Here is a 22,767-nt window from a genome sequence, read left to right on the forward strand (position 1 = left end):
TAATCATTTCATGTTTCTTCCCCGACACCCGCTGCCGCGGTTTGTGTCTGAGAAAGTTTGAGTTCGGCTTCGATGACCGAATCCACGGAAGAATGTATTTCCTCGTAGGCGAGGACTCCGAAGTTGCGGGGAGGGAATTCCTTTGCGAGCAAATACGAGAACGGTAGACGCACTTCCCGGTTCACGACAAAAATCGGAAACTTTCCTTCGGTTCGAAAATTTCGATAGAGTTCGGCGACTCCGTCGATCAACCTTCTGTAAAAATCGGGGGCCAGAGAAAGGACGTCCCTGTTTTCGATTCTATCCTGAGTGATCGACTTGTTCAGTCGGTCTAGAATTCTACTTTCCAGAGTGATCACTCTCAGTTTGCCGTCCATGGAAAGATAATCCTTGACTACGGTTCTTGAAACCGACTGACGCACAAGCTCGGTGAGTATGTACGGGTTTTGATACTTGGACAAATTGTTCGCGATCGATTCCAAAATCGGAACGAGGTTTCGAATTCCGAGTCCTTCCCGCAAAAGATTTTGTAATACTTGTTGGATGATTCCCAAGTTGCCGGGTTTGTCCGCGTCCAACTCGCTAACAAGAGTCGGATAAGTCGCCTTGTAGTGATCCAAAAGTTTTTTGACTTCTTCTCTTCCGAGTAATGTGGAAGCGTGAGTCGCCAGAAGTTCCTTCAAGTGAGTGACCACGACCGTGGAAGCGTCCACAACCGTGTAACCTTTTCCTTCCGCTTCGGACTTGTCTTCGGAAGAAATCCACTTCGCCTTTTGCCCAAAGGAAGGTTCTAAAAAATCCTCTCCTTGAATCGACTCCGCGGTTCCGGGACTCGTATTGAGAGCCATGAGTTTGTCCGGTTTTACCGTGGAAGTTCCCACTTCGGTTCCGTTGATTTTGATCGAATACGTATCCGGGTTTAAATCAAGATTGTCTAATATTCTCACGGGAGGAATGACAACCCCGTTGTCTTGAGCGAACTTCTTTCTGAGATTGCTGATTTGATCCAGAAGCGCCCCGCCCTGGGAAGCGTCGACGAGCGGTATCAAATGATAACCGACTTCGATTTCGATCGGATCGGTTCTGAGTTCTTCGTAAAAATCCTTCGGCTTACGATCCTGACCGGATTCTTTTTCCTTTTTCTCGATCGACTCGAGTTGTTCCTTGACCGTTTGTTCGAGCGAATAACCCAAGTAAGCGATTCCCGCGGAAAGAATCACGAGAGGAATGAAAGGAAGTCCGGGTATAAACGCGGAAAATCCCAAACTTCCCCCGACCACGTACAGAACTTTGGAATTGCTGAAGAGTTGACTCTTGAACTGAGTCGCGAGATCGGACTCGGAACCGGAACGGGTTACGATGATACCGGTCGCAACCGTCGTGAGAAGCGCGGGAATCTGAGAGACAAGTCCGTCGCCTATCGTGAACTTTCCGTAGGTTTCTATCGCTTGGGTGAAGGATTCTCCCCGAATCGACGCGCCTATGATCACTCCGCCTAACAGATTGATGGCGGTGATGATGAGTCCCGCTCGTACGTCTCCTTGTACGAACTTACTCGCTCCATCCATGGAACCGTAGAAGTCGACTTCGGCTTCGATCTTCTTTCTTCTTTTTTTGGCTTCTTCCTCGTTGATATTTCCGGAAGAAAGTTCCATATCGATCGCCATCTGTTTTCCGGGTAAGGCGTCCAACGTAAATCGAGCCGCAACTTCCGAGATCCGAGTGGCGCCCTTTGTGATTACGAGGATTTGCACGAGTACTAAGATGATGAAGATGATAAATCCCACAACATACTTGGAAAGTCCGGACTCGCTTCCGATGATAAACGAACCGAAGGCGTCGATGACGTGGCTGTTCATCGCGGGCCCTTTGGAAAGAATCTGTCTCGTAGTCGAAACGTTAAGCGCCAATCGATACAACGTGGTGATGAGCAAAAGACTGGGGAAAATCGAAAAATCCGCGGGTTCGTTGACGGAAAGAGAGGTCAAAAGAACCAAAAGCCCGATCGCCAAACTGATAATAATCAAAATATCTAATATAAATCCGGGAAGCGGAATGACGAGCATCGCGACGATCGCCACGGCTCCGATTCCTAAAATAATGTCGGACTGATTCCACCATTTTTTTTCCATAGTTTCCTCTTACACGGCTTTCCGGAAAGATTCCAAACGAGAGAGAATGGCCGCGATGGCGCGATAGAATTGTTGCGGAACCTCCGCGCCGAGTTCCACTTCCTCGTAAAGTCCTCTGGCCTGAAGACGATCTTCCACGGTGGGAACCCCGTTTTCTCTTGCGATTCGAATGATCAGAAGCGCGAAGTCGTCCACACCTTTTGCGATTACGATCGGAGCCTTGTGAATTCCGGGTTTGTATTCCAACGCTACGGCAAAGTGAGTCGGGTTCGTGATCACCACGTCCGCTTCGGGAACTTTCGCGAGCATCTTTCGTTTATTCATCATGTCTCGCGCGAGTTGTCTTCTTCTGGCTTGGAGAGAACGATCCCCGTCGGATTCTTTCGCTTCCCTCTTTGCCTCGGATGGAGTCATCTTCAAGGATTCTTCGTATTCGTATCTTTGATACAAGTAGTCCACCACGCTGATCGCGAGTAGAATGATTCCGACCACGAGAAATATTTTGAAGGAACTGCTCATCACGAGAGCCACCGCTTGTTCGAGTCCCATTTCTCCCGAAAGAAGAATCGGAAAAAAGTCCTTACTGATGATGATGTAAGAAACCCACCCGATGAGTCCTACTTTTGCGAGCGACTTTCCCAGGTTAAAGAGCGTCTGACGTGTCGGAAGGACTTTTTTAAAGTTGGGTCTGATTCTGCTGAAGTTAAAACTCAAAGCTCTCGGTGTGAAAATAAATCCTACTTGTACGACGTTTCCGATGACCGCGCCGACGACCGTAATCCCGAGTAAGGGCCAAAGGAGGGTAAAAAGATCCGTGGATGCGTTTTTCAAAAGTTCGGTGACGGATTCGGAGCTGATATCGGTCCTAAGCCCGACCCCGTGTATGTATTTGCGGAGAATGTAAAACGTTCTCATGAAAAAATATTCGCCCATGAGATAGACGAGAATGACTCCGGCGAGTAAAACGACCGCCGCCGGAAGTTCGGGAGATTTGGGAACGTTTCCTTTGTCTCGTTCCTCTCTTCTCCTTCGTTCGGACCCGGGTTCGGTTCGACCTTCGTCCTCGGCGGCAAAAAGTTGGAGATCGATTTTGAAATCGAATGCGGAGTTCGTTAAACACGCGTTTGTCGGAGTTCCGACAAGTTCGATACAGGAAAATTTTACTTGAGAAAATAATGTTTTTATGATAGAGAAAAATTTCCCGATTCTTCCCACCAGCCCACCTCCTCCACCCAACCAGGGTGGGGAAGTTGTTTTATCGCAGAGGATGTCGGAACTACGACCTATTTCAGCGAGGTTGGGTCCGGGGAACGTACGATAAAATCCCCCGGAGAGGGGGTAGCAAAAGACGCGGAATGCGGCTTTTGCGAGGGGGAGACTTCCCCCTTTGGACGCGCCTTCCGAGAATTCTTCTTTCAACCTCCCTTTCACTTCGGCCACTCCTGAAGCATGAGATTGACTTTGTCAAAGGACAAATCAAAGGCCGCCCCCATCTGAGAAACCAGATAAGGAGTGATAAAAATCATCACGATCAAACCGATCGTAACTTTGATCGGAAAGGAAAGTTGCAATACATTGAGCTGCGGAGCCGCCTTCCCCATCAAAGCCTCGGAAACGGTAACAAGCAAAATGATACCAAGAACCGGAAGAGACAACTTAAACGCGACGAGAAACATCGCTCCGACCGCGTCTTCCATCGCCTTGTAAATTCCGTTTTGAATCTCGGGAGCGAATTTCAAAACCTGAATCTTTTCAAACGAATACGCAAGACTCTCGAACATAACTCGATAAGCGCCTAACGTTAAAAATAAAAGCATTCCGAGCAGGTTCTTTAAGGTGCTGATCACCGGCAAACTGGTCTGAGTGACGGGATCGAGAATTTCCGCGTAACCGAAACCCAATTGAACGTTAAAAAATTCCCCGGCCATCTGAAAGGCCGCAAAAATCAAACTGATCAAAAAACCCAGAAGCATTCCGATCAGCGCCTCCGCGATTACGACAAGTCCGTAGTTTCCCATATCCCCGGGAACCGGAGGTAAAAAACCCGCCGTCACCGGAAATAAAATCACGGAAACCAAAAACGAAAAGATCATCTTCTGAGGAACGCTGATGGAAGGATAGGAAAATACGGGCGCAACGGACAACAACCCCATCAATCTCGAAAGGATCAGCAGAAACGTCTGAAAATGATTGATAAAGTATTCCATAATATTCTAAAATTTCTCGATCATCATGAATAGATTGCGCGTGTAATCCGTCATCGTCTGAATCATCCACGAGGAAAAGATCACGATCACGATAAAAATCGCCGCGAGTTTGGGAACGAATGCGATCGTTGGTTCCTGAATCGAAGTGGTGGTCTGTAAAATCCCTACGATCAAACCTACGACGAGCGCGGTCAAAAGAATCGGAGACGAAATTTTCAGAGTGATATAAAGCGAATCCCGTATGAGAGTCATTGCGTCGAGTTCCGTCATTTATAACTCCTAACGAGTTCGTATACGATCAGGTTCCATCCGTCCACAAGAACGAACAGGATCAACTTAAACGGAAGACTGACCATCACGGGCGGCAACATCATAAGACCCATGGAAAGAAGAGCGGATGCGACAACGAGATCGATTACGATAAACGGAATGAAGATGATGATCCCGATCCAAAAAGCCTTTTTGATTTCGCTTAACATAAACGCGGGAATCAAAACGTAGGAAGGAACGTCGTCGAAAGATTCCACCTTTTCAACCTTTCCGATTTTTAAAAATAATGCGACATCCTTGGCGCCCGAGGTTCCGATCTGACGCATCATAAATTCTCGAATGGGAACCATTCCTTTTTCAAAAAAAGCGTTCGTATCGATTTTACCTTCGAGATACGGAGTGAGCGCCCGTTCGTTCACGACATTCAAAGTAGGAGCCATGATAAAGAAGGTCATAAAAAGCGCGAGCCCCATCATCACCTGGTTAGGCGGAAGGTTCTGGATCGAAAGCGCCCTTCTCACAAAATCCAAAACGATCACGATCTTCGTAAAAGAAGTCAGGGACATTACGATCGCGGGCGCTAAAGAAAGAATCGTAACCAGAAACAAAACCATCAGAGAAAGACTCGTTTCCCTCGGACCCTTTGCCTCGTTTACATTGAAGTTCAAATTCGGAATCGGAATCCGAGTTCCCGAAGACTGGGCCTCCAAGGTGAAAAAAGAAGAACCCAGGAACAAACTCGCCGCGAGTAAGAAGTTCCAGGTTATGTTCTTGATAAACTTTTTATGTCTCATTTTCGCCAAAAGGAATTTTCCCTCAATCTCCGATTTATCCCGTGTTATCTCAAATCGAAAAGCCCGCTTTCGAGCGAGCTTGTTTTCTCTTTGAGTTCGTCCAATTTTTTACGGGCCTGCCTTCGTTTTTCTTCTCGAGCGGCCCCGCCTTTCTTCCCGTCCACATCGGGCGGACCCTCCTGATTTCCGGAAATCCTAGAATTCAGATCCTGGATCTGTTCCAGAACCGTAACCAAAAATCCGCCCTCCGGCGGTTGGAAACTTTCTTTCTTTTGCAGAATCCTATGTTTCACTTCCGTATCTGAAATCTCCGTAATCAGGTTGATTCCGTTGTCGGCGACCCCCAGAACGAGTAACCTTCCCGAAACTTCCACGATCTGAAGCTGTTTGTTCGGACCCAACATCAGGCTGGAAAGAACGTTCATCTCCCCTCGAACCGGAAGGCGACCTTCCCGATTTTTAGATACGTATTTTAGAATATAATAAAGCGCTACACAAAGTAACCCGAGTATAAAAACGACCCGAAAAAGAGTTCCCGCAACCCCCGGTCCGTCGTCCTGAGTTTTATAACGTTCGGCAACCGGGTTCGTTTCGGCTTCCGCCGCGTTGTTTCCGGAAGATTTTACTTCCGTAGACGGACTTTCCGTCTTGGAAGAATCGGTTTTTTTTTCTCCGGAATCGCCTTCCGGATTTTTCTTTTCGTCCTGGGAAGAAGACCGACCCAATTCTTTTTTGAGAGCCTCGTCCATCAGCTCCCTTTCGGATTGCGCCGATAAAGAAACAACAGTAAAATGGAATATAATGAAAACCGCAAGAACGGTCGGAGTGTTCCTTCCATTCACTCGGAAGGTTTCGAAAAATCTCACTTACCCTCCGGCTTGATCCGATCGATAGGGCTTACGATATCCGTTACGCGCACCCCGAAGTTTTCGTCGATGACCACAACCTCTCCTTTTGCGATCAGCTTTCCGTTTACCAAAAGATCCACGGGTTCACCCGCGAGTTTGTCCAACTCTATGATGGAACCCTCGCCCAGCCCTAGGATATCTTTGATATACATCTTGGTTCTTCCCAGTTCCACCGTGACGCTCATCTGAACGTCCATCAAAAGATTTAAGTTCGGAGTACTGGACGCTCCGCTCGCGGTTCCTAAATTTGGAAACGCAACCGACTTAACCGACATGGAACCGGCGGACATTCCCATTCCACCCATCCCGCTCATTCCCATCCCGCCCATATCGCCACCGGAACTTCCGGAACGGCGGTAGAGATTTAACAAATCCGCTGCAGTGGAAAAAGAAAGTAAGAACTGAACTCGAAAAGAAGGTATGCTTTCGATGGTAAGATTGAAAAAAACTCGAACCAAAGTTTCTCCGTCCGGTAGAACCAGCGCGGCCGGAGAAGTCACGTTTCTGGTTTCGGAGGGAGATCCGTTTACCCCGCCCCCGGTTTTTGTACTGATCTGAGAAATCAAAGCTCCCATCACGGGAGTCAGGGAATCTCGCAGAGTTTGCATTTGAGCTTCGTCCAACTCGCCGGAATCAAAACCGCCCATCATAGAATTTGCGATCTTTACCGCATTTTCTGCGGACATGGCAAGAACGACTCTTCCGTTTACGCTTCCGGAAAGAGTCGAATACAAAAGAAAAGATCCGGATTTCAATTCGGATTCCACGTCTTTGCGCGCCTTGGTTTCCACATTCGGATTTAAGAATGCGGAAGAACGGGAAAGAACGGCGCCTAACGTGTTCCCGGCGACTTGAAAACAGGAAGAAAGAAGATCCGACAGGATATCCCGATCCACGGGGGACATTCCCGGAACTTCTTTTTGTGCGGCTGCGGATGTAACCGTACCCGGATCAAACGAATCGCTCGCTCCGGCTAATAATGCGTCAATCTCTTCCTGTGAAAGGGAACCTTCACCCATTTTGGGAACTCTCCCGGAATTTTAGTTAATGGGACATAAGAAAAGGGTTTTTGTCACCTCCTTTTTTTCTTCCCAACCTGATTCCACCCAATTTTCGAGTTAAAACAACCTTTTTTCTGTGAGATCTCCTCTGATCTTTGAGCTTGTCGGGAAAACGTAAAAAAGACTAGGAACTCATATTACGACTCTTCCGCCTTCTTAAAGAGCCAGCTCCCCTCCCAAACCATCCGCGAGCATCCGAAGAGAATCGTATGAATAAATCCCGGTCTGATGATTGTCGCTCCAAACCGGTTGGATCGCGTATCTTCCTACTTTGTTGACGGAATAGAGTCGAATCGACTGGATGTTTCCGGTTGTAGTTCCGACCTTTCCTCCGTGTCCGCCCTTACAAACCACACAAGGACAACGTTTTCTCAGATCCAAGGTTTCAAAAACCGAAGTGACTCCGTCTTTCCAAGTGATCTTCAGTTGGTTCTCGTCGAAATCAATCTGCTCCGGCGTGGTTGCTTTTAAACTGAGTTGTGTCATTTTTTTTCACAATCATCCTTCAATATCGAAATCGATCGATCCGGAGTAGTCGCTTTTAAACTGAGTTGTGGTATTCTTTTTCACTTAGGAAGTTTGCACTTCTTCTCTTTAAATCTACCGATCGAGGTTCCGTATAAAATCTTTTCGTTCACGACAAGGGAACCGAACTGAAACGTATCTTTTTCCATCAGAAGAATCACCGTCGATCCCATCTCAAAACGTCCGAGTTCGGCTCCCTTATCGATCATGATCGAAACGTCCTTATATTCGACGGTTCTCGCGGTGCGGATGAGTGTGTTCGTTACGATCTTATTGTCGTACGTCACTCGAATTCTACCTACGTTGGAAGCGCCTACCTTGATGACCGCTACTTTGCCGTACTCGGTCTGGAGATACGTGATCAATCTTTCGTTTTTCGGAAACAGTCCTCGGATTCCGAAAACCGCGAGTTCGTTTACCGGAAATAACTTTCCGGGCTCGTAGTAATATCCCAAAATTTTTCCATACGCGGGAGAATGGATCCTATGATAGTCCTGAGGAGAAAGATAGAACGTGATGTATTTTCCGTTCGTAAAGTCGTCTATGTATTTCGAGCCGCCCCCACCCAGTAACTCTTTCAGATTGTAATCCACACCTTTTGCCTGAATGATAATCCTCTGATTGATATCTCCGTAACCCGTGATCCTTGCGTCCACGGGTGAAACCATCTCGTTGTCGGCGGAATCGATGATTCTTGCCTCCGCCTTTAAGGCTCTTGTGAAAAACGCATTGAGAGAATTGAATTCCTGGATTTCGAGTTCCGCCTCGTCCACGTTGATCTTATACATTCTCGCAAACGCTTTTAAAATCGGAATCATCACAAAACGAGGAAGTCGAGAGGACGCGAGAAGCCCGAACAATCGGGACAATAAATTCTTAGGAAGAATGGAAAGTAACAGAAGATAAAAATCCTTTAAGACCTCGTATCTGGCCCCGCTTTCCGTCAAAAAACGCTTCAACTCGGTTCTCGCGATCTTTTCGAGCAACACGAGTGAAATCAACACCGGAACCGCCGTTACGATCGAAAGTGAATATCCCAGACCGAAGGCTTCGAACAGAATCCGATCCCCATCCTTTCCATAAAGATAAGCGGCCGTAAGAATCGTTACCAAAAAGAGGATTCTAAAAAAGTTCGCAAACTTTTCTCCGAAGACGTAGAGAGCGTTCTGTTCTCCCGTATAAAACCAGCCCGTGATCGAAACGACTCCGAAAAGCAGAAAGGAACCGAAAAACGCGAGGTTCACCGGACTCGTATGTCCTTGAAACAAGGCGTTTAAGAATACGAGTTGCTCTTCCATTTTGAAAGCGCCGTAGGAAGAAAGGGCGTAGATCACGAGAGTCGATACGATAAAACCTTCGAAAAAAGTGGCGAGCATACTCACCAATCCTTGTTTGGCGGGATAATCCGTTCTTACAACCCCGGACAAACCCGCGCTTTTGCCGATCCCGGTTTCCGTGGATACGAAAAAGATTCCGGAGGCCATACTGAAAATCCTGGCAAGAACGAAACCTCCTCCCGCAACGGCTGTCGTCGGTTGAAACGCTTCCTGAAACGTCATCCGTAGGAAATCCTGGAAATTCATCAGTGAATTTTTGAACAAAAAGAAATACCCGGAAAAAAACAATAAGATCCCGATCGGAGCCAAATACGCCGAAATTTTTCCGACCCTTCTCACTCCGCCTAACACGATAAATACGAGAATCACGGACAACAAAAACGGAACCGTCATTCCGGTTATATCGAAGGCCCGGTTTGCGATATGGGTCACATACAACATCGGGACCGCTCCGCCCATCACGAGTACGGTCAAAAGTCCCGCGGTCGCAAAACTCACGGCGAGCCATCTCGCCTTAAGTGCGCTTTCGATAAAATACATCGGACCGGAAAGATATCGTCCGGATGCGGTTTTGGTTCTAAAACGAATGGCGAGCGTGGAAGATACGAATCGAAGAGGCATGATAAAAAAGGAAGTAATCCAAATCCAAATTAAAACTCCCGGTCCTCCGATCATTAGCGCCAAAGCCGAACCGATCACCGCACCCGGTAAGAGGGAGGAAGCCGTTCCGGAAAAAAAAGCCTGAGAGTGAATCAACCTTCCTCGGGAACCTTTATAGTCCATGTTGCCCGAAAAAATTTTTACCGCGAGAAAGAGGAACCGAAGTTGCGGGAACCTGAGTCTGAACGTTAAGAAGATTCCGATAAAACTCAAGAAATAGAAAAAGAATTTGAGTAAATCCCAATCGAAAAACTGAAAATAATGAAATTGCAACATGGCCCTACCCGATAGGAAAGAAAATCCGCTTTTTATGGAAGTCCTTGCTAGAAATCCTGTTATTATGCGGACTACCAGCAAAATTTTCGGGATCTCATTTTGTGTCCTACTTTTTTTCCTTTGTCCAAAATCCGCTTTAAAGGCACAAAGCGAGTTTCCAAAAACAAAAGCTCACTCTTCCAAACCCGCGCTTGAAATCCCGGACCGCGAAGAGGAAAACTGGGAACTCGGACTCCGAGCCGGAATCGGCTACAAGGGTGAGGATCGACTCAATTCCTTCTTGAGAGGTTTTACGGACACCTATGATCCTCGGTTCGCCTCCAAAACCGTACTCGACCCTCCCAACCGTATTACTCAGGGAGAATTTTTTCTTCGTAGAAATATCTCATCCGAAAGTCGGATCGGTTTCATCGGAGGTTATAGAGAATGGCAAACGTTCGGGTTGAAACAATTTTCTTCCGAACCTTTTTACACGGATCTGAAGTTTAAACTTTCCAACCCTTACTTTCTTTTGATGTACTGGCACGAGTGGAATTACAAACGTTGGATCTTTCAAGGCGGACTCGGCGCCGGAATGTCCCAAGTGTATTGGGATTCCCAAGGTTACGCGACTTCGGGAAAGGAAACCTTCAGTCAAGAAGGTTCCCTTTCGGGAACCGGAATCGAATTTCGTCTGGAAGGAACCGTCAGCAGAAGGATCACGGAATCCGTAAGTCTCCAACTGGGAATCGCACTTTCCTGGATCAACATTCCTTCCTTATCCGGAACCTTCAACGGTGAATCCGCGAGTTTTTATCTGAGAGAAAACGGAAGTGTGACCCTTCTGACCGAATCCACAAACCAAACCGCGATGTTGGTCACCAACCAATTCTCTCGTAAATTGGAATTTCAGGTTTTGACAACCACGTTGTTTCTGGGAGTCGCCCGTAAATTTTAAATTCTTTTTTTTGAATATATATTTTTTATAATACGTTTGGAAAAAAATTTCACGTTATCGATCTCTACAAAACGGGTGTCTTTAATTTTTTTCGCAGAAACACGACTCCCACGTTATGATTTCTTCGATGTTCAGAGAAAAAACAATACCCAGGAAAGAATCGCTCCTCCGATCAAAAGAAAACCGATCCGGGATCTTCTTAAGGGACTTCCGTCCAAGACGAATCCCGTATGTCTGAATCCGTAAAAGACGTATACGACCGCGGGTAGAATTTTCCAAAGAACCAAGTTTCCGGATTTAAAATATTTCAGTAATAGAAGGGAAAAAACGGTCCAGAGAAAAAATTCCAGAACTCCTAAAACGGTCCTTTGTTTGGATACGACCGGATCGAATTTCGTATATCGGTTTCGATCTATTTCTTGCGGGAGAACGGAAGGCCCGAGACTCGCGGGTCTCCATCCGGGTGGTTTGAGAAAAATAAGAACTTTCTCCTTGAGACTTTTCGTTTTTTGCACCAAAGAAAGAATCTCTTCGTAAACGTGAAAGTTCGTATAAACCGGATCGAACGTCGTCACCGGTTTTGTAAGTCCGTAAATCGGTTCCTCTTCCTCTCTTGCAAAGGACCCGAAAATCCGATCCCAAAAAATCAAAATTCCCCCGTGATTCTTATCGATGTATTTTGGATCTCTTCCGTGATGTACTCGGTGATGCGCCGGTGTGACTAAAATTTCTTCCAAAAATCCGAGCTTTCCGATCAGTCTTGTATGGACCCAAAATTGGTAGATTTTTAAAACTCCGTGAGCCAATAAAAACGCCTGCCAGGGAACTCCGCAAAATGCGATCGAAAGATTAAACATATATTCGAAAATTCTCTGAACGCTCGATTGTCGCAAAGCGACGGAAAGATTGAATTCTTCGCTGGAATGGTGCGTAACGTGACAAGCCCAGAGAAAATTGATTTCATGGGTCGCCCTATGAAACCAATAATAAACGAAGTCGACAGCCAGAAATACGAAAATCCATCCCGTCCAATTCTTAAAATGCCAATACGCCCCGAGGTGATCGTACGAAACCAACGGCCCGAGCGGAATTTCGGGAACCCCGAATAAGGTTTGCAAAGAACAGTATATTCTAAACTTCTCATATACCCAAAGGGAAACGATCGTCACAAGAATTCCGTTCAAAGAGAATAAGATTCCCGTGCTTAAATCGGCGACCGTATCGTTCCAACGATATACTTTTTTTCCTACGATTTTGGAATAAAAAAACTCAAGTGCGATCAAAATCAGAAAAAAAGGTACCGCTAAGTCTAGGATGGATCCTTGCATTTTGTTTTAGCCGTTTTGATTGAAAAATTTAGCGATCTTACGAATGATAAATCGAGGTGTGATCCTCACACTCTGAGCCAATATCTTATTCAGAGCGCCCGAGATCACGACCGGTTTTCCTTTTTTTAGCGCGTCATAGCCGATTTCGGCCACATCCTTTGCGCTCATGATCGGAGCCATCGGGTTGCTCAAAAGTTTCGAGTTGGTGATCTCCGCCCTTTCAAAAAATTCCGTTTTTGTAGGTCCGGGGCAAAGAGTGGTGATCGTCACTCCGTCCTTATAAACCTCTTCGTAGATCGCTTCCGATAAAGACAACACGTAAGCCTTTGTCGCATAATAATTGGCCATGTTCGGTCCGGGTTGAAACGCCGCGATGGACGCCACGTTCAGAATTTTTCCGTTCTTACGTTCCACCATACCTTGTAAAAAGAGATGTGTCAACTCCGCCAAGGAAGTTACGTTCACTTGAATCATCTGAAGTTCCTTTTTCAGATCCATTCGATCGAATCTTCCGTTCGTTCCAAAACCCGCGTTGTTCACGAGAACTTCCACGATCGCTTTGGATTTTTTTGCGAAGTCGAAAATCTTTTTGGGAGCCTTCGGGTCCGCAAGATCCGCGGAAAGAATGTCCACCTTTACCTTGTTTGACGATTCGATTTCCTTCTTTACCTTCTTTAAGGTTTTTTCATTCCTCGCGACTAAGATCAGATCGTATCCGTCCGCCGCGATGAGTTTACTGAGTTCGTAGCCGATGCCGACCGTGCCGCCCGTAATGATTGCCGTTTTTGTCATTTCCAGTTTCCTTTTGCGGTCGAAATTAATCGCGGGAAAAAAGAGAGAAAGACTTTTTTTATAGACTGAGGCTTCGAGGCTTCGAGGCGTTAGGGGTTAGGGGGTTAGATGTTAGGAGTGACCTTGCCTAATAAAGGAATCAGACTTTAACAAAGCATGATTTTCTTCTTCTGTAAATGATTCTGAACTCTGATTTCTGAAATCTATTTACTAGGCTTCGAGGGTTTAGAGTTCAGTTATATTTTTCTAATAGAGCATTGGACTTTGACAAAGTACAATCTCCCTCGCCGATCGATTGATTTTTAAGAATCCATTTTCCGGATAAGAACATCTCCGATCCTAAAAAAAAACTTTTCCAAAAAAACCCAATCTACAATATCCCCCCATGATCAAACTTCACGGTGCAAGCGTCAGCAACTTCGTAAACAAAGTAAAGCTGGGGATTTTGGAAAAAGGATTGGAATACGAACAACTTCGAATCTCCCCTTCTCAAGACGAAGAATTTTTAAAAATCAGTCCGATGGGAAAAATTCCGGTTTTGGAACTGGACGGAAAATTCATATTCGAGTCCGGAGCTATTTTAGAATTTTTAGATACGATTTTTCCGCAAGCCCCCAAACTCATCCCCGCAGATCCCTGGGAAGCGGCCAGAGTCAGGGAAATCACGACGATGATCGAAACGTATTTGGAAATTCCGGCGAGAAAAATTCTCCTTCCCGCCACAAAAGGAAAGGAAGTTTCTCCCGAGCTGATCGAAGAAGTTCATCCGATTTTAGTAAAGGGAGTAAGGGCTCTTCAAAGAACGGTTCGATTTTCTCCTTACATTGCCGGAGACGTTTTTACGATGGCGGATTGTTCCGGTTTTGCCCACCTAACAGTGATCGACGAAGAACTGCGGCCCTTTTATCCGGACAACCATCCGTTGGATCTGTTGAAAGGTTGGAAGGAATACTTTGAATTTATGAAAACCAAACAAGGTCCCGCGCTCGTGGAAAAAGAAAAACAAACTCTCAGGAAGATTCTCGCAAGAGCCAAAGTAAAAATCCAATGAACGTCGGAAATTCTTATCGATGATTTTAAAATTGATTTGACTCTTCCCGGTACGGAAAATAGTCTGCTCTGGTCTTTATGGAACCGGAAAAAGTAATTTCTATCCCGATCCGGGAACTTCCGCATCTCAAAGTTCTCTTGGCAGGTTGGTATAATTTTCTAAAGGAAAACTACGATCAAAAAAAGATCGACCAGAACGAGTTCAAAGACGCACTTCGAAGCAACGTAGTTTATAACATTGATCATGACCAAATAGAAGTGCTACTCGCCGGAAAGGAATCCCTGCTCCAAAATTTCAGAAAAAGTCTTTCCTAACTTTCAAGCCGCGTTTTTCAATCCATACAACTTCAGAAGCGATCCGACCTCGGGCTCTCTTCCTAAAAATCGTTTGAAAAGAATCATCGCGTTTTCGCTTCCTCCCCTTTCCAAAATTTCCGTAAAGTATGCGTTGCTGAGTTCCGGATCAAAAACACCCTTATCGACAAACGCGAAAAAGGCGTCCGCGCTCATCACCTCCGCCCATTTATAACTGTAATACCCGGCCGCGTAACCTCCGGGAAAGATATGAGAGAATCCGTTTTGAAAACGATTGTATTCGGGAGGAATCACAACCGCGACCTCTTTGCGAACCTTCCCGAGAATGGAATGAACTTCCTCTTCCGTATGACTTTTTTCGTGAATGAGAATGTCGAACAGGGAAAACTCGAGTTGCCTTACGATTCCCATCGCGGAAAGAAAGTTTTTGGTCTCCTTGAGTTTTGCGATCATCGTATCGGGAATCGTCTCCCCGGTTATATAATGTTTTCCGAATATCTTTAAGACACGCGTTGTAGTCGCAAAGTTTTCCAAAAACTGGGAAGGAAATTCCACCGCGTCCCACTCGACTCCGTTGATCCCGCTCACGGGAGGTTCTTCTATTTTTGTACAAAGATGATGTAACGCGTGTCCCATTTCGTGAAAAAAAGTGATCACGTCCCCGTGTTTCAAAAGAGACGGTGACGTGTTTGTGGAAATCGGAAAGTTGCAGACTACAAACGCCGTAGGAAGAATCTCCCGGTCCGCGATCCGATTTCTGGAATACCAGTTGTGCATCCAAGCCCCGCCTTGTTTGTCCTTGCGCGCTTCCAAATCGACGTACAAACGGGAAAGTAGTTTTCCGGCTTTGTAAAGGTCGTAGACCCGAACCTTTTCCTCCCAGACCCGAGCGGAAGTTTCACGAAACTCCAAGCCGAAAAGTTCATTCAAAAATTGGAATGTTCCGGCGACCACGTTCTCCTTCTCGAAATAAGGACGGGTTTCCTCTTCGTCGAAATCGAATCTGGACTTCATCAACTTCTCGCTCGCAAAAGCCGTATCGTAAGCCTGAAGAGAATCGATTCCCAAGGTTTTTGCGAAGTTCGAAAGATCGACAAACTCCTGTTCGGCGATCGGCTTTGCCTGTTCGGCGAGATCTCTTAGGAACTTTAGAACCGTTTTTCCGGAATCGGCCACCTTAGTCGCCAAAGAAAGTTCCACGTAATTTTGATAACCGAGCAATTTTGCGAGTTCGTATCTTAGGGCAAGAATCTCCTGGATCAGTTTTCCGTTCTGAGGCGCCCTGGTTGTATAAGCCTTATATAATGATTCCCTAATGGACCGATTGGGACCGTGAGTCATATAAGCGATGTAACTCGGCATCTGAAGGGTGAAACGAAATTTACCGTCCTCCGTTTTAGCCGCGTTCAGGTCGGATTCCGGAATTCCTTCCACGTCTTCGGGACGATCCAAGACGAGTTCGAAAGCGTTCGTCGCTTCGAGCAGATTTTGGGAAAATTGATTGTCCAGGTCGGAAAGACGAATCTGAATCTCTTGAATTCTTTTTTTAATTTCCGGAGGAAGCCCGATCCCGCTCAATTGAAACTGTAGGATGGAATCTTGAAGCGTTTTTTTTCGGGGAACGCTCAGAGTATTTTCTTCGTTCTTTAGAATTTCCTGATATACGAGATTCAATTCCTCGTTTTGTCCCAGATCGGAATAAAAAGCTGTAATCTCCGGAAGGACTTGGGTATAAAGGTCCTGAATTTCCTTGGAATTTTTTACACTATTGAGATGGGCAAGAACCGTAAATTCCACCTGCATCTCTTGAACGAGATCGTTTAAAGGACGAATAACGTGTTCGTAAGTTTTTTCCTTTTTGGAAAGTAAAATCGGAAGTTCCTCTCGAATCGTTTTGATCTTTTCTAAGATGGAATTTTTAGTCTTTTCAGGATCGTCTGTTTTGAATTCGGGTAGCATTTCTCCGCCAATTTCCTTCTTCCCATCGAAACTTCATCCACTTTTTAGAAGTTTAAAATCCGAATCGACTAATCGATTCCGACTTTTTAAGCGTTTAAAAAATCGAAGGACTGTTTCGAATCCCGTTTCCTGTTTGACTCCGTTGTGTTAAATTTTATAACACGAATTTATGTTTGCCTCTCCTCTTTTGCGATTCGGATTTTTCATTTTTCTTTCCGTAGGATGTTCACAAACAAAAAATCAACTTCCCGTTTTTTCTCAAAATTTGGAATGTTCGCAGGAAGAACTTCCTCTTTTTATCCAACCGACCCGCGACATCGAAGACGGAAACCGATTGGAAATCATCTATTGCAATCGAAGGGAAACCCCTTCCGGAAAAAAAATCGAACTGAGTCTCGTCTTTCAAGACGAACGACATCCTTCCTTTTGGAAGGACGGAATTTATAGAATCTATAGGGGTTTTCAATACGGCAGACATAAAGACATTGAAAGTATTCGTCTTCATTTTTCAAAAACCGGAGAATTGTCGACGGTGCATCTCAAGAACGTTTATTCCGGCGAACAGAGATTTGCCGAAGATCCTGTGCGTCATTTTGATTCCGTTTTGAAATCGGAACAACTGATGAAGGAAGATCGAAAGCCGGTTCTGTTTATCAATACCTGGAATCATATGTTTTCTGAAAAAGATCTGAACCCGGAACTCTCCAAAAAAAAATTAGACTCGGTCGAACTCCGCACCGGAAGCAGAGACGACTTGGACGCGTTCTATTCCGGCAAATAAAACACTTTTCCGAAAGATCACTTTCGCGAGACTGGAAAAAACCGAAAACACGAAGAGGCCCATATGACCAAAGTTCCAAACAAACCTTTTGCGGAGCTGGCTCCGAACGCTGCAGTTTCCAAAGATCAGGTAAAACGGAATATTTACGGAAGATATCTGGAAGAATTTACGGAAGGGGAAATTTTCGAACACCCTAGAGAGATCACGATCGACAGAGCCTTTGCTCAGGAATTTGCAACGACGTTTATGGACGCAAATCCTCTTTTTTTGTCGGCGGCTTACGCTCAAGCGCACGGCTTTCCGGATATGTTGGTTTCATCCCTTCAAGTTTTTAACATCGCCCTTTCCCTCGGAGTTCAAAACGATTCCGAAAAGGCGCTCGCAAACCTCGGCTACTACAACGTTCAATTTTTAAAACCCGTTTATCCGGGAGATACTCTTTCCGCAAAAACCAAAGTATTAAAAATCGATGATAAAGGCCCGGACAAACCCGGTATAGTCAGCGTCCGTACGATTTGTTTGAATCAAAAGAAAGAATTGGTTCTACAATATGAAAGAAAGATCATGATCTATCATTCCAACGGAAAACCGAAAGGAACTCCGAAACCGGTTGTCAAAGAAGCGTTCTTTCCCGAAACGGACAACCCCGTAATCGAACTTCCTTCCCTCAAATTTCCGACCGAATTCAAATCCTCCACCGGATCCGATACGTATTTCGAAAACTTTCAACCGGGTCAGATCTACATTCATCAAAACGGAAGAACGATCACGGACGAACATTTTCCCTGGACTTACAGAGTCGGAAACACACACCCGCTTCACTACGATAAATTGTATTCCGCCGGAATCTCCGGTCCGATGGGCGGGGAACCGGTCGTTTACGGAGGTCTCGTCTTTGCGTGGTTATGCGGAATGGCTTCCAGAGATATCACCGAAAACATGATCTGGGATCTCGGGTTCACCGAAGGTTATCACACTCAACCGTCTTTCAGCGGAGACACTGTAACGGCGATCACTCGAGTCCTGGCAGTCGAAGACCGGGGAAACGATTTTGGAATTCCGGCGGGTGCGGTTCATCTGCAAATCATCGGTTTGAAAAACGTCAAAGCGAACGACGCTTTCGATAAATTCGGAGAGGACCTTTTTCTAAAAGAGAACGACAAGAAAAAACACGGAAAGGAAAAACTCGCCGAAAAGATTTTCGAAATCGAAAGAAAAATTTTGATCAAGAAAAAAGGTTAATGTTTCGATCGTTCTCGATTTTAGGCTATAAAAATCGAGAACGAAATTTCCGCCGCGATCCTTTTCCGGAGATTGTGTCGCTCTCATCGAAAGCCCCGTCTAAGACGGAGCTTTTTCATTTGCAGAATCAAACAAATTAAAATATTAGAATATTCAAATAATATCGTTCGCCAAACTAAATCGTAAACGGATCCGTTAAAACGACTAAGAAATTTAGAGCTTGTCCCAAAACTTAAAACAATCGCAGAGATTTGCGGCCATTTCGATAAAATCGGACGGTTGGCGGACAAACTCTTAAATCGACGTCGGGATTCTTTGTAACATTTCAAAAATGAGGATTCCGATTGGAAAAACCGATCGTCAAGACGACGGCGCGAATCTACTTCCTCTTCCCGCCCAAAACTTCCACCATCTCCGTTTTGAGTTCTTGAAAGTATTCTTGTTTCCCAGTAATCCGAAAAAGTTGAGAACTCCCTTGAAAAAGTTTCAGAATTTTTTTGGCTGCGGAGAGAGAATTCAGAGCGGAATCCAGATGTCCTTTTTTCTTTTCGGATTCGAAATAAGATTCAAAAACTTGAATCCAGTTATGTAGAATTTTTTCGGCCACGAGTTCGAATTCTTCGTGTTTTTCCTCCACGCTGTTTAAAAAACGAGCGATCGGGCAACCGATAAACTTGCCGCTTTTCACTTGTTTTAACAAAAGCGAATTCCAAGTATGAATGAATTCTTCCCAAGATTTGGAACGTTCCATCATCCTTTGCAAACCGTTTTCAAAATCCTCCCCTTGCAATTTTAAGTATTCCAGAGCGATTTCTTCCTTGGATTGAAAGTAACGATAAAAGCTGGCCTTATGAGTTCCGGAATCGGCAATCAACTGATTTGTGGAAGTACCGGAATATCCCCTATGATAAAAAAGATCCAATGCGGAAGTCATCAGGCGATCGTACGGATTGTTTTGTTTGTCGAAATTTTGGGCCATTCTATAAATCAGAATCCATAAGTCCGAAAAAAGTTCAACAATAACTAAAAAATGATAGACTTAATAGTCTATTTTAATCTATCAAGAATAGACCAAATAGTCCACAAAGGAAGTCACGTATGTCGGAACTCATTCTCACCCGGAAAAATGGACACGTTTTACATATCATTTTCAATCGTCCCGAGGAAAGAAACGCATTCAACGTCGATATGCTTTTCGCTTTGAGCCGCGCGTACGATCAGATGGAATCGGATCCGGAAGTCAGAGTCGGTCTCGTCTACGCAAACGGAAAACATTTCACCCTCGGTCTGGATCTCAAAAACGTCGCCGAATTTTTAAGAAAGGAGAGAAGATTCCCACTTCCTCCGGAAAGCGTAAATCCCTGGGGGACTACGGGCCGGATTAGAAGCAAACCGGTCGTCGTCGCGGCTCACGGAATGTGTATTACGCTTGGAATCGAACTTATGCTCGCGAGCGACATTCGAATCGCCGCCAAACGCACGTTATTCGGGCAAGTGGAAGTACAAAGGGGGATCTTCCCTTTCGGCGGAGGAACGATGCGTTGGCCCGCGCAATGCGGTTGGGGAAACGCCATGAAATACATTCTCACGGGAGAACCTTTCGAGGCCGACGAAGCGTTTCGTATCGGTCTCGTTCAGGAAGTTGTGGAAAAGAGCGAGCTGATTGAAAGAGGGATCTGGTTCGCCGAAAAAATCGCGGCTCAGGCTCCGCTCGGCGTTTACGCGACACTGAAGTCCGCTTTGGATTCCATTCGGTTCGGAGAATCCCAAGCCGCAGAAAACTTATTTCCGCAAATTTTGACTCTGATGGATTCGGAAGACGCAGAAGAAGGACTCGCTTCCTTTGTGGAAAAAAGGCAAGCCGTATTTAAAGGAAAATGAATATTCTAATATTAGAAAACACTAATTCGACATCATTTTATTCTCCGAAAATAAACGGGGCGATTGGTTTTCATTTTAGACAAAATGGCCCGCGTTTTGCGTTTACCACAAAACAAAAACCGACAGAAGGAACTTGCGTACAAAAAAAGTATTATGTAGGTATGAATGTCCGCAAAAAATCAAAAGAATATTCAATAAATAGATTTTATTCCTAAATTACAAACCAAGGCGAACTATGAAACGAATCGTATTCAAAAAAAGGAATGTTTTAGAATGGGAAAACGTCCCTGAACCGTCCATCGAAGGCAAAAATCAGGCCGTCGTAAAACCCATTGCCGTTTCCCGTTGCGACCTGGATCTTGCCATCGTCAAAGGTTACACGCCTTTTCGTCCCGGATTTCCGATCGGCCACGAGTTCGTCGGAGTGATCGAAGAAACGAGTCCTGAAATCGCAAACGAATTTCCGCAAGGTTCCAAGGTAATCATTCCCTTTCAGATTTCCTGCGGCCTCTGTCCCGATTGCAGGGAAGGTCATTCCAAAGCCTGCACTACGACTCCTTACGGCCACTACGGGATGGGACCCTCCGCAAAAGAATTTGGCGGCGCCTTATCCGAAAAAATCCGGATTCCATTCGCCAAACAGATGTTAATTCCTATGCCTTCGGAGATGGACGCGATCGCTCTCGCTGCAATCAGCGATAATATCGTGGAGGCTTGGAAACTGATCGGACAGTGGCTTGAAAAAAAACCGAATTCTCCGGTGATGATCCTGGGTGGATTGGCTTCGAGTATCGGTCTTTATTCCGCTTCTCTCGCGGTCGGAATGGGCGCATCCGAAGTTTTGTATTTGGATAATGATTCGGAAAGACTGAAAATCGCGGAGAATCTGGGAGCGACAGCGGTTTCTTATACCACTCTCCCCAAGGTATGGAATAAAAAATTTCCTTTGATCGCGGACTGTCACGGACTGAAAGAAGGAATGGATTTTTCTTTAAAGTCCCTTTCCACGGAAGGAATCTACGGCACCGCTTCCATTTTTTGGTCAAATAAATTAGAAATTCCTTATTTAGAATTATATAATACCGGGGCTACCTTGAAAATCGGCCGGGTCGATTCGAGGGAACACATTCCTATGATTTTAAATAAGATCGCTGAGAAAAAAATTGAACCGGAGAAGATCGTAACCAAAATCTGTTCCTTTGAAGAAGCGAAAGATGTTTGGTTCGAACCTGCGATCAAATTGGTCGTCAAGATGGACCTTTAAACTTCGAATCGATTTTGAAAGCGATTCGGTCCCTTGCGTATTTCGTTATTTTAACGTGAGTTCGGTATAACCTATGCGAAAGCGATTCTATGTTGCGACCAATCGAACGACCCATAGGGAGTAACGCGACCCATAGGGAGTCGTTGCATGAGTTTCTTCAGAGCGACCTATCAAACGACCCAGGTAACTAAAGTGGCACTGCTCCCTAAGGGTCGCAGCACCAGGGAGTGAGATTGAGTTTAGGGAGAAATATAAGGTAACAGAATCTGTGGGGAACTCCCGCGTTTTTCTTTTCAGGTTTTTTTTGGGACAAAGGTCTAAAGAACTTTGTTTGCCGGTTTATGTTAGCTCGTATCTAAAATTTTTCTTTTTTTTCGTAAATCCTATCCGTTGTGACCGGGTTAAAGAACCGCTTCGGGTATGGACCTTCTTTTACTTTCTTGCGAGAAAAAAATTCAATCCTCTTTGAATGAAGGGGAGGTTGGCACCGATTCTCTTTTGATTCCGATGAGTTATTGGAACCGGTTGGATACGGTTCAAAAGAAGGCTCTTTCCAAAAAACTTCCCTTTTTACTGAAGAGATATACGAAGTATATCGCCTCCTTGGATCGACTTCATTGGAGAGCCGGGAAAATCAAATACAACTGGGGCGTGGGTGAGTTGAAGAAGATGACGATTCATGTGAATTCAGGTGTTTGGGCGGTTTTGGGGGCTTTGGCGGCTGCACACGGGGTTTCCAGGTGTTTTCTTTTTAATTATCTTCTTTGGTTGGAAGACGTTGGAGTCGGGGATTCGATTGTGAATACGATGAACCGAGGAGTTCCTCGGTTTCATGGGACTTACAAAATGACTTGGACCTTAAATCTACGAAAAAATCAAATTTCCAGGGCCTTATTCTTCGAACCGAACCCGATCACGAGCGAACATTTATACATCTTACCAAAACCAGACCTCTAAAAAAACCGTCTCACACGCGTTAGACGACAAAATCCGCGTCCTCGAAACCCATACTAGGTGTCGAGGATTACGTTTTCGTCGTACTAGGTGT

Annotated in this window: 21 protein-coding genes; 8 read left to right on the forward strand and 13 right to left on the reverse strand. The window is 45.3% G+C overall.

The window, feature by feature from the left end; translation table 11 throughout:
- Positions 1 to 8: 8 nt before the first annotated feature.
- The 9 genes from flhA to asd all read right to left on the reverse strand — a co-directional run bounded on the left by flhA (position 9) and on the right by asd (position 10,170).
- On the reverse strand, positions 9 to 2,132 hold the full coding sequence (gene flhA, locus LEP1GSC060_RS18775; protein ID WP_003011257.1) for a flagellar biosynthesis protein FlhA: 2,124 nt from the start codon (positions 2,130 to 2,132) through the stop codon (positions 9 to 11).
- A gap of 9 nt (positions 2,133 to 2,141) precedes the next feature.
- Entirely contained in the window at positions 2,142 to 3,419 is a 1,278-nt protein-coding gene (locus LEP1GSC060_RS18780; RefSeq protein ID WP_230458360.1) for an EscU/YscU/HrcU family type III secretion system export apparatus switch protein, read from the reverse strand.
- Positions 3,420 to 3,559: 140 nt separating this feature from the next.
- Positions 3,560 to 4,339 (reverse strand): flagellar biosynthetic protein FliR, encoded by a 780-nt coding sequence (fliR, locus tag LEP1GSC060_RS18785; RefSeq protein ID WP_003011269.1) that lies wholly within the window; start codon positions 4,337 to 4,339, stop codon positions 3,560 to 3,562.
- A gap of 6 nt (positions 4,340 to 4,345) precedes the next feature.
- A complete protein-coding gene (gene fliQ / locus LEP1GSC060_RS18790) occupies positions 4,346 to 4,609 on the reverse strand; it encodes a flagellar biosynthesis protein FliQ (RefSeq protein ID WP_003011190.1) in 264 nt (87 codons plus the stop codon).
- Positions 4,606 to 5,403 (reverse strand): flagellar type III secretion system pore protein FliP, encoded by a 798-nt coding sequence (fliP, locus tag LEP1GSC060_RS18795; protein ID WP_036097209.1) that lies wholly within the window; start codon positions 5,401 to 5,403, stop codon positions 4,606 to 4,608. Before fliP ends, fliQ begins: the two co-directional genes overlap by 4 nt.
- A 44-nt stretch (positions 5,404 to 5,447) precedes the next feature.
- Entirely contained in the window at positions 5,448 to 6,269 is an 822-nt protein-coding gene (gene fliO, locus LEP1GSC060_RS18800) for a flagellar biosynthetic protein FliO (RefSeq protein ID WP_003011248.1), read from the reverse strand.
- Entirely contained in the window at positions 6,266 to 7,330 is a 1,065-nt protein-coding gene (gene fliN, locus LEP1GSC060_RS18805) for a flagellar motor switch protein FliN (protein ID WP_003011258.1), read from the reverse strand. The genes fliO and fliN overlap by 4 nt, the downstream gene beginning before the upstream one ends.
- A 198-nt stretch (positions 7,331 to 7,528) precedes the next feature.
- Complete coding sequence (locus LEP1GSC060_RS18810) at positions 7,529 to 7,858, reverse strand: DUF971 domain-containing protein (RefSeq protein ID WP_003011237.1); 330 nt, start codon at positions 7,856 to 7,858, stop codon at positions 7,529 to 7,531.
- Between the two features lie 80 nt (positions 7,859 to 7,938).
- Positions 7,939 to 10,170 carry an archaetidylserine decarboxylase gene (gene asd / locus LEP1GSC060_RS18815; protein ID WP_003011178.1) on the reverse strand — a complete coding sequence of 744 codons (2,232 nt, stop codon included), beginning with the start codon at positions 10,168 to 10,170 and terminating at the stop codon, positions 7,939 to 7,941.
- Positions 10,171 to 10,234: 64 nt separating this feature from the next.
- Here asd and LEP1GSC060_RS18820 point away from each other — a divergent pair, with 64 nt between their 5' ends.
- Positions 10,235 to 11,107 (forward strand): LIC_11366 family protein, encoded by an 873-nt coding sequence (locus tag LEP1GSC060_RS18820; protein ID WP_003011228.1) that lies wholly within the window; start codon positions 10,235 to 10,237, stop codon positions 11,105 to 11,107.
- A gap of 131 nt (positions 11,108 to 11,238) precedes the next feature.
- Here the strand turns inward: LEP1GSC060_RS18820 and LEP1GSC060_RS18825 are convergent, their stop codons facing one another.
- Both LEP1GSC060_RS18825 and LEP1GSC060_RS18830 read right to left on the reverse strand, forming a co-directional pair.
- Positions 11,239 to 12,435, reverse strand: a complete 1,197-nt coding sequence (locus LEP1GSC060_RS18825; protein ID WP_003011213.1) for a sterol desaturase family protein — start codon at positions 12,433 to 12,435, stop codon at positions 11,239 to 11,241.
- A 6-nt stretch (positions 12,436 to 12,441) separates the two neighbouring features.
- Positions 12,442 to 13,227 carry an SDR family NAD(P)-dependent oxidoreductase gene (locus tag LEP1GSC060_RS18830; protein WP_003011255.1) on the reverse strand — a complete coding sequence of 262 codons (786 nt, stop codon included), beginning with the start codon at positions 13,225 to 13,227 and terminating at the stop codon, positions 12,442 to 12,444.
- Between the two features lie 385 nt (positions 13,228 to 13,612).
- Between LEP1GSC060_RS18830 and LEP1GSC060_RS18835 the strand changes: the two genes are divergently transcribed.
- Positions 13,613 to 14,278 carry a glutathione S-transferase family protein gene (locus tag LEP1GSC060_RS18835; protein WP_003011281.1) on the forward strand — a complete coding sequence of 222 codons (666 nt, stop codon included), beginning with the start codon at positions 13,613 to 13,615 and terminating at the stop codon, positions 14,276 to 14,278.
- Between the two features lie 77 nt (positions 14,279 to 14,355).
- A complete protein-coding gene (locus LEP1GSC060_RS18840) occupies positions 14,356 to 14,592 on the forward strand; it encodes a hypothetical protein (RefSeq protein WP_003011263.1) in 237 nt (78 codons plus the stop codon).
- A 3-nt stretch (positions 14,593 to 14,595) separates the two neighbouring features.
- Here LEP1GSC060_RS18840 and LEP1GSC060_RS18845 read toward each other — a convergent pair whose 3' ends face one another.
- Positions 14,596 to 16,551, reverse strand: coding sequence for a M3 family metallopeptidase (locus LEP1GSC060_RS18845; protein WP_003011261.1), 1,956 nt, complete (start codon positions 16,549 to 16,551; stop codon positions 14,596 to 14,598).
- Between the two features lie 169 nt (positions 16,552 to 16,720).
- On the opposite strand from LEP1GSC060_RS18845, the gene lsa23 reads away from it, so the two are divergent.
- Positions 16,721 to 17,332 (forward strand): surface adhesion protein Lsa23, encoded by a 612-nt coding sequence (lsa23, locus tag LEP1GSC060_RS18850; protein ID WP_003011240.1) that lies wholly within the window; start codon positions 16,721 to 16,723, stop codon positions 17,330 to 17,332.
- A gap of 63 nt (positions 17,333 to 17,395) precedes the next feature.
- Positions 17,396 to 18,574, forward strand: coding sequence for a MaoC family dehydratase (locus LEP1GSC060_RS18855; RefSeq protein WP_003011199.1), 1,179 nt, complete (start codon positions 17,396 to 17,398; stop codon positions 18,572 to 18,574).
- A 379-nt stretch (positions 18,575 to 18,953) separates the two neighbouring features.
- Here LEP1GSC060_RS18855 and LEP1GSC060_RS18860 read toward each other — a convergent pair whose 3' ends face one another.
- Entirely contained in the window at positions 18,954 to 19,553 is a 600-nt protein-coding gene (locus LEP1GSC060_RS18860) for a TetR/AcrR family transcriptional regulator (protein WP_003011175.1), read from the reverse strand.
- Between the two features lie 119 nt (positions 19,554 to 19,672).
- On the opposite strand from LEP1GSC060_RS18860, the gene LEP1GSC060_RS18865 reads away from it, so the two are divergent.
- The 3 genes from LEP1GSC060_RS18865 (at position 19,673) to LEP1GSC060_RS18880 (ending at position 22,676) form a co-directional block, all read left to right on the forward strand.
- Positions 19,673 to 20,455 carry a crotonase/enoyl-CoA hydratase family protein gene (locus LEP1GSC060_RS18865; RefSeq protein WP_003011170.1) on the forward strand — a complete coding sequence of 261 codons (783 nt, stop codon included), beginning with the start codon at positions 19,673 to 19,675 and terminating at the stop codon, positions 20,453 to 20,455.
- Between the two features lie 235 nt (positions 20,456 to 20,690).
- Positions 20,691 to 21,719 carry a zinc-dependent alcohol dehydrogenase gene (locus LEP1GSC060_RS18875; RefSeq protein ID WP_003011208.1) on the forward strand — a complete coding sequence of 343 codons (1,029 nt, stop codon included), beginning with the start codon at positions 20,691 to 20,693 and terminating at the stop codon, positions 21,717 to 21,719.
- Between the two features lie 420 nt (positions 21,720 to 22,139).
- Positions 22,140 to 22,676, forward strand: coding sequence for a DUF1564 domain-containing protein (locus tag LEP1GSC060_RS18880; RefSeq protein ID WP_003011231.1), 537 nt, complete (start codon positions 22,140 to 22,142; stop codon positions 22,674 to 22,676).
- Positions 22,677 to 22,767 lie beyond the last annotated feature (91 nt).

Origin of the sequence: Leptospira weilii serovar Ranarum str. ICFT, from assembly GCF_000332415.1 — a bacterium.
GTDB classification, from domain to species: Bacteria; Spirochaetota; Leptospiria; order Leptospirales; family Leptospiraceae; genus Leptospira; species Leptospira weilii_A.

Excerpts from the sequence above, each read along its gene's own strand:
- flhA (WP_003011257.1), bottom strand. The coding sequence starts at position 2,132 with ATGGAAAAAAAATGGTGGAATCAGTCCGACATTATTTTAGGAATCGGA.
- fliR (WP_003011269.1), bottom strand. The coding sequence starts at position 4,339 with ATGGAATACTTTATCAATCATTTTCAGACGTTTCTGCTGATCCTTTCG.
- fliQ (WP_003011190.1), bottom strand. The coding sequence starts at position 4,609 with ATGACGGAACTCGACGCAATGACTCTCATACGGGATTCGCTTTATATC.
- fliP (WP_036097209.1), bottom strand. The coding sequence starts at position 5,403 with ATGAGACATAAAAAGTTTATCAAGAACATAACCTGGAACTTCTTACTC.
- fliN (WP_003011258.1), bottom strand. The coding sequence starts at position 7,330 with ATGGGTGAAGGTTCCCTTTCACAGGAAGAGATTGACGCATTATTAGCC.
- LEP1GSC060_RS18810 (WP_003011237.1), bottom strand. The coding sequence starts at position 7,858 with ATGACACAACTCAGTTTAAAAGCAACCACGCCGGAGCAGATTGATTTC.
- asd (WP_003011178.1), bottom strand. The coding sequence starts at position 10,170 with ATGTTGCAATTTCATTATTTTCAGTTTTTCGATTGGGATTTACTCAAA.
- LEP1GSC060_RS18820 (WP_003011228.1), top strand. The coding sequence starts at position 10,235 with ATGCGGACTACCAGCAAAATTTTCGGGATCTCATTTTGTGTCCTACTT.
- LEP1GSC060_RS18825 (WP_003011213.1), bottom strand. The coding sequence starts at position 12,435 with ATGCAAGGATCCATCCTAGACTTAGCGGTACCTTTTTTTCTGATTTTG.
- LEP1GSC060_RS18830 (WP_003011255.1), bottom strand. The coding sequence starts at position 13,227 with ATGACAAAAACGGCAATCATTACGGGCGGCACGGTCGGCATCGGCTAC.
- LEP1GSC060_RS18835 (WP_003011281.1), top strand. The coding sequence starts at position 13,613 with ATGATCAAACTTCACGGTGCAAGCGTCAGCAACTTCGTAAACAAAGTA.
- LEP1GSC060_RS18840 (WP_003011263.1), top strand. The coding sequence starts at position 14,356 with ATGGAACCGGAAAAAGTAATTTCTATCCCGATCCGGGAACTTCCGCAT.
- LEP1GSC060_RS18845 (WP_003011261.1), bottom strand. The coding sequence starts at position 16,551 with ATGCTACCCGAATTCAAAACAGACGATCCTGAAAAGACTAAAAATTCC.
- lsa23 (WP_003011240.1), top strand. The coding sequence starts at position 16,721 with ATGTTTGCCTCTCCTCTTTTGCGATTCGGATTTTTCATTTTTCTTTCC.
- LEP1GSC060_RS18855 (WP_003011199.1), top strand. The coding sequence starts at position 17,396 with ATGACCAAAGTTCCAAACAAACCTTTTGCGGAGCTGGCTCCGAACGCT.
- LEP1GSC060_RS18860 (WP_003011175.1), bottom strand. The coding sequence starts at position 19,553 with ATGGCCCAAAATTTCGACAAACAAAACAATCCGTACGATCGCCTGATG.
- LEP1GSC060_RS18865 (WP_003011170.1), top strand. The coding sequence starts at position 19,673 with ATGTCGGAACTCATTCTCACCCGGAAAAATGGACACGTTTTACATATC.
- LEP1GSC060_RS18875 (WP_003011208.1), top strand. The coding sequence starts at position 20,691 with ATGAAACGAATCGTATTCAAAAAAAGGAATGTTTTAGAATGGGAAAAC.
- LEP1GSC060_RS18880 (WP_003011231.1), top strand. The coding sequence starts at position 22,140 with ATGGACCTTCTTTTACTTTCTTGCGAGAAAAAAATTCAATCCTCTTTG.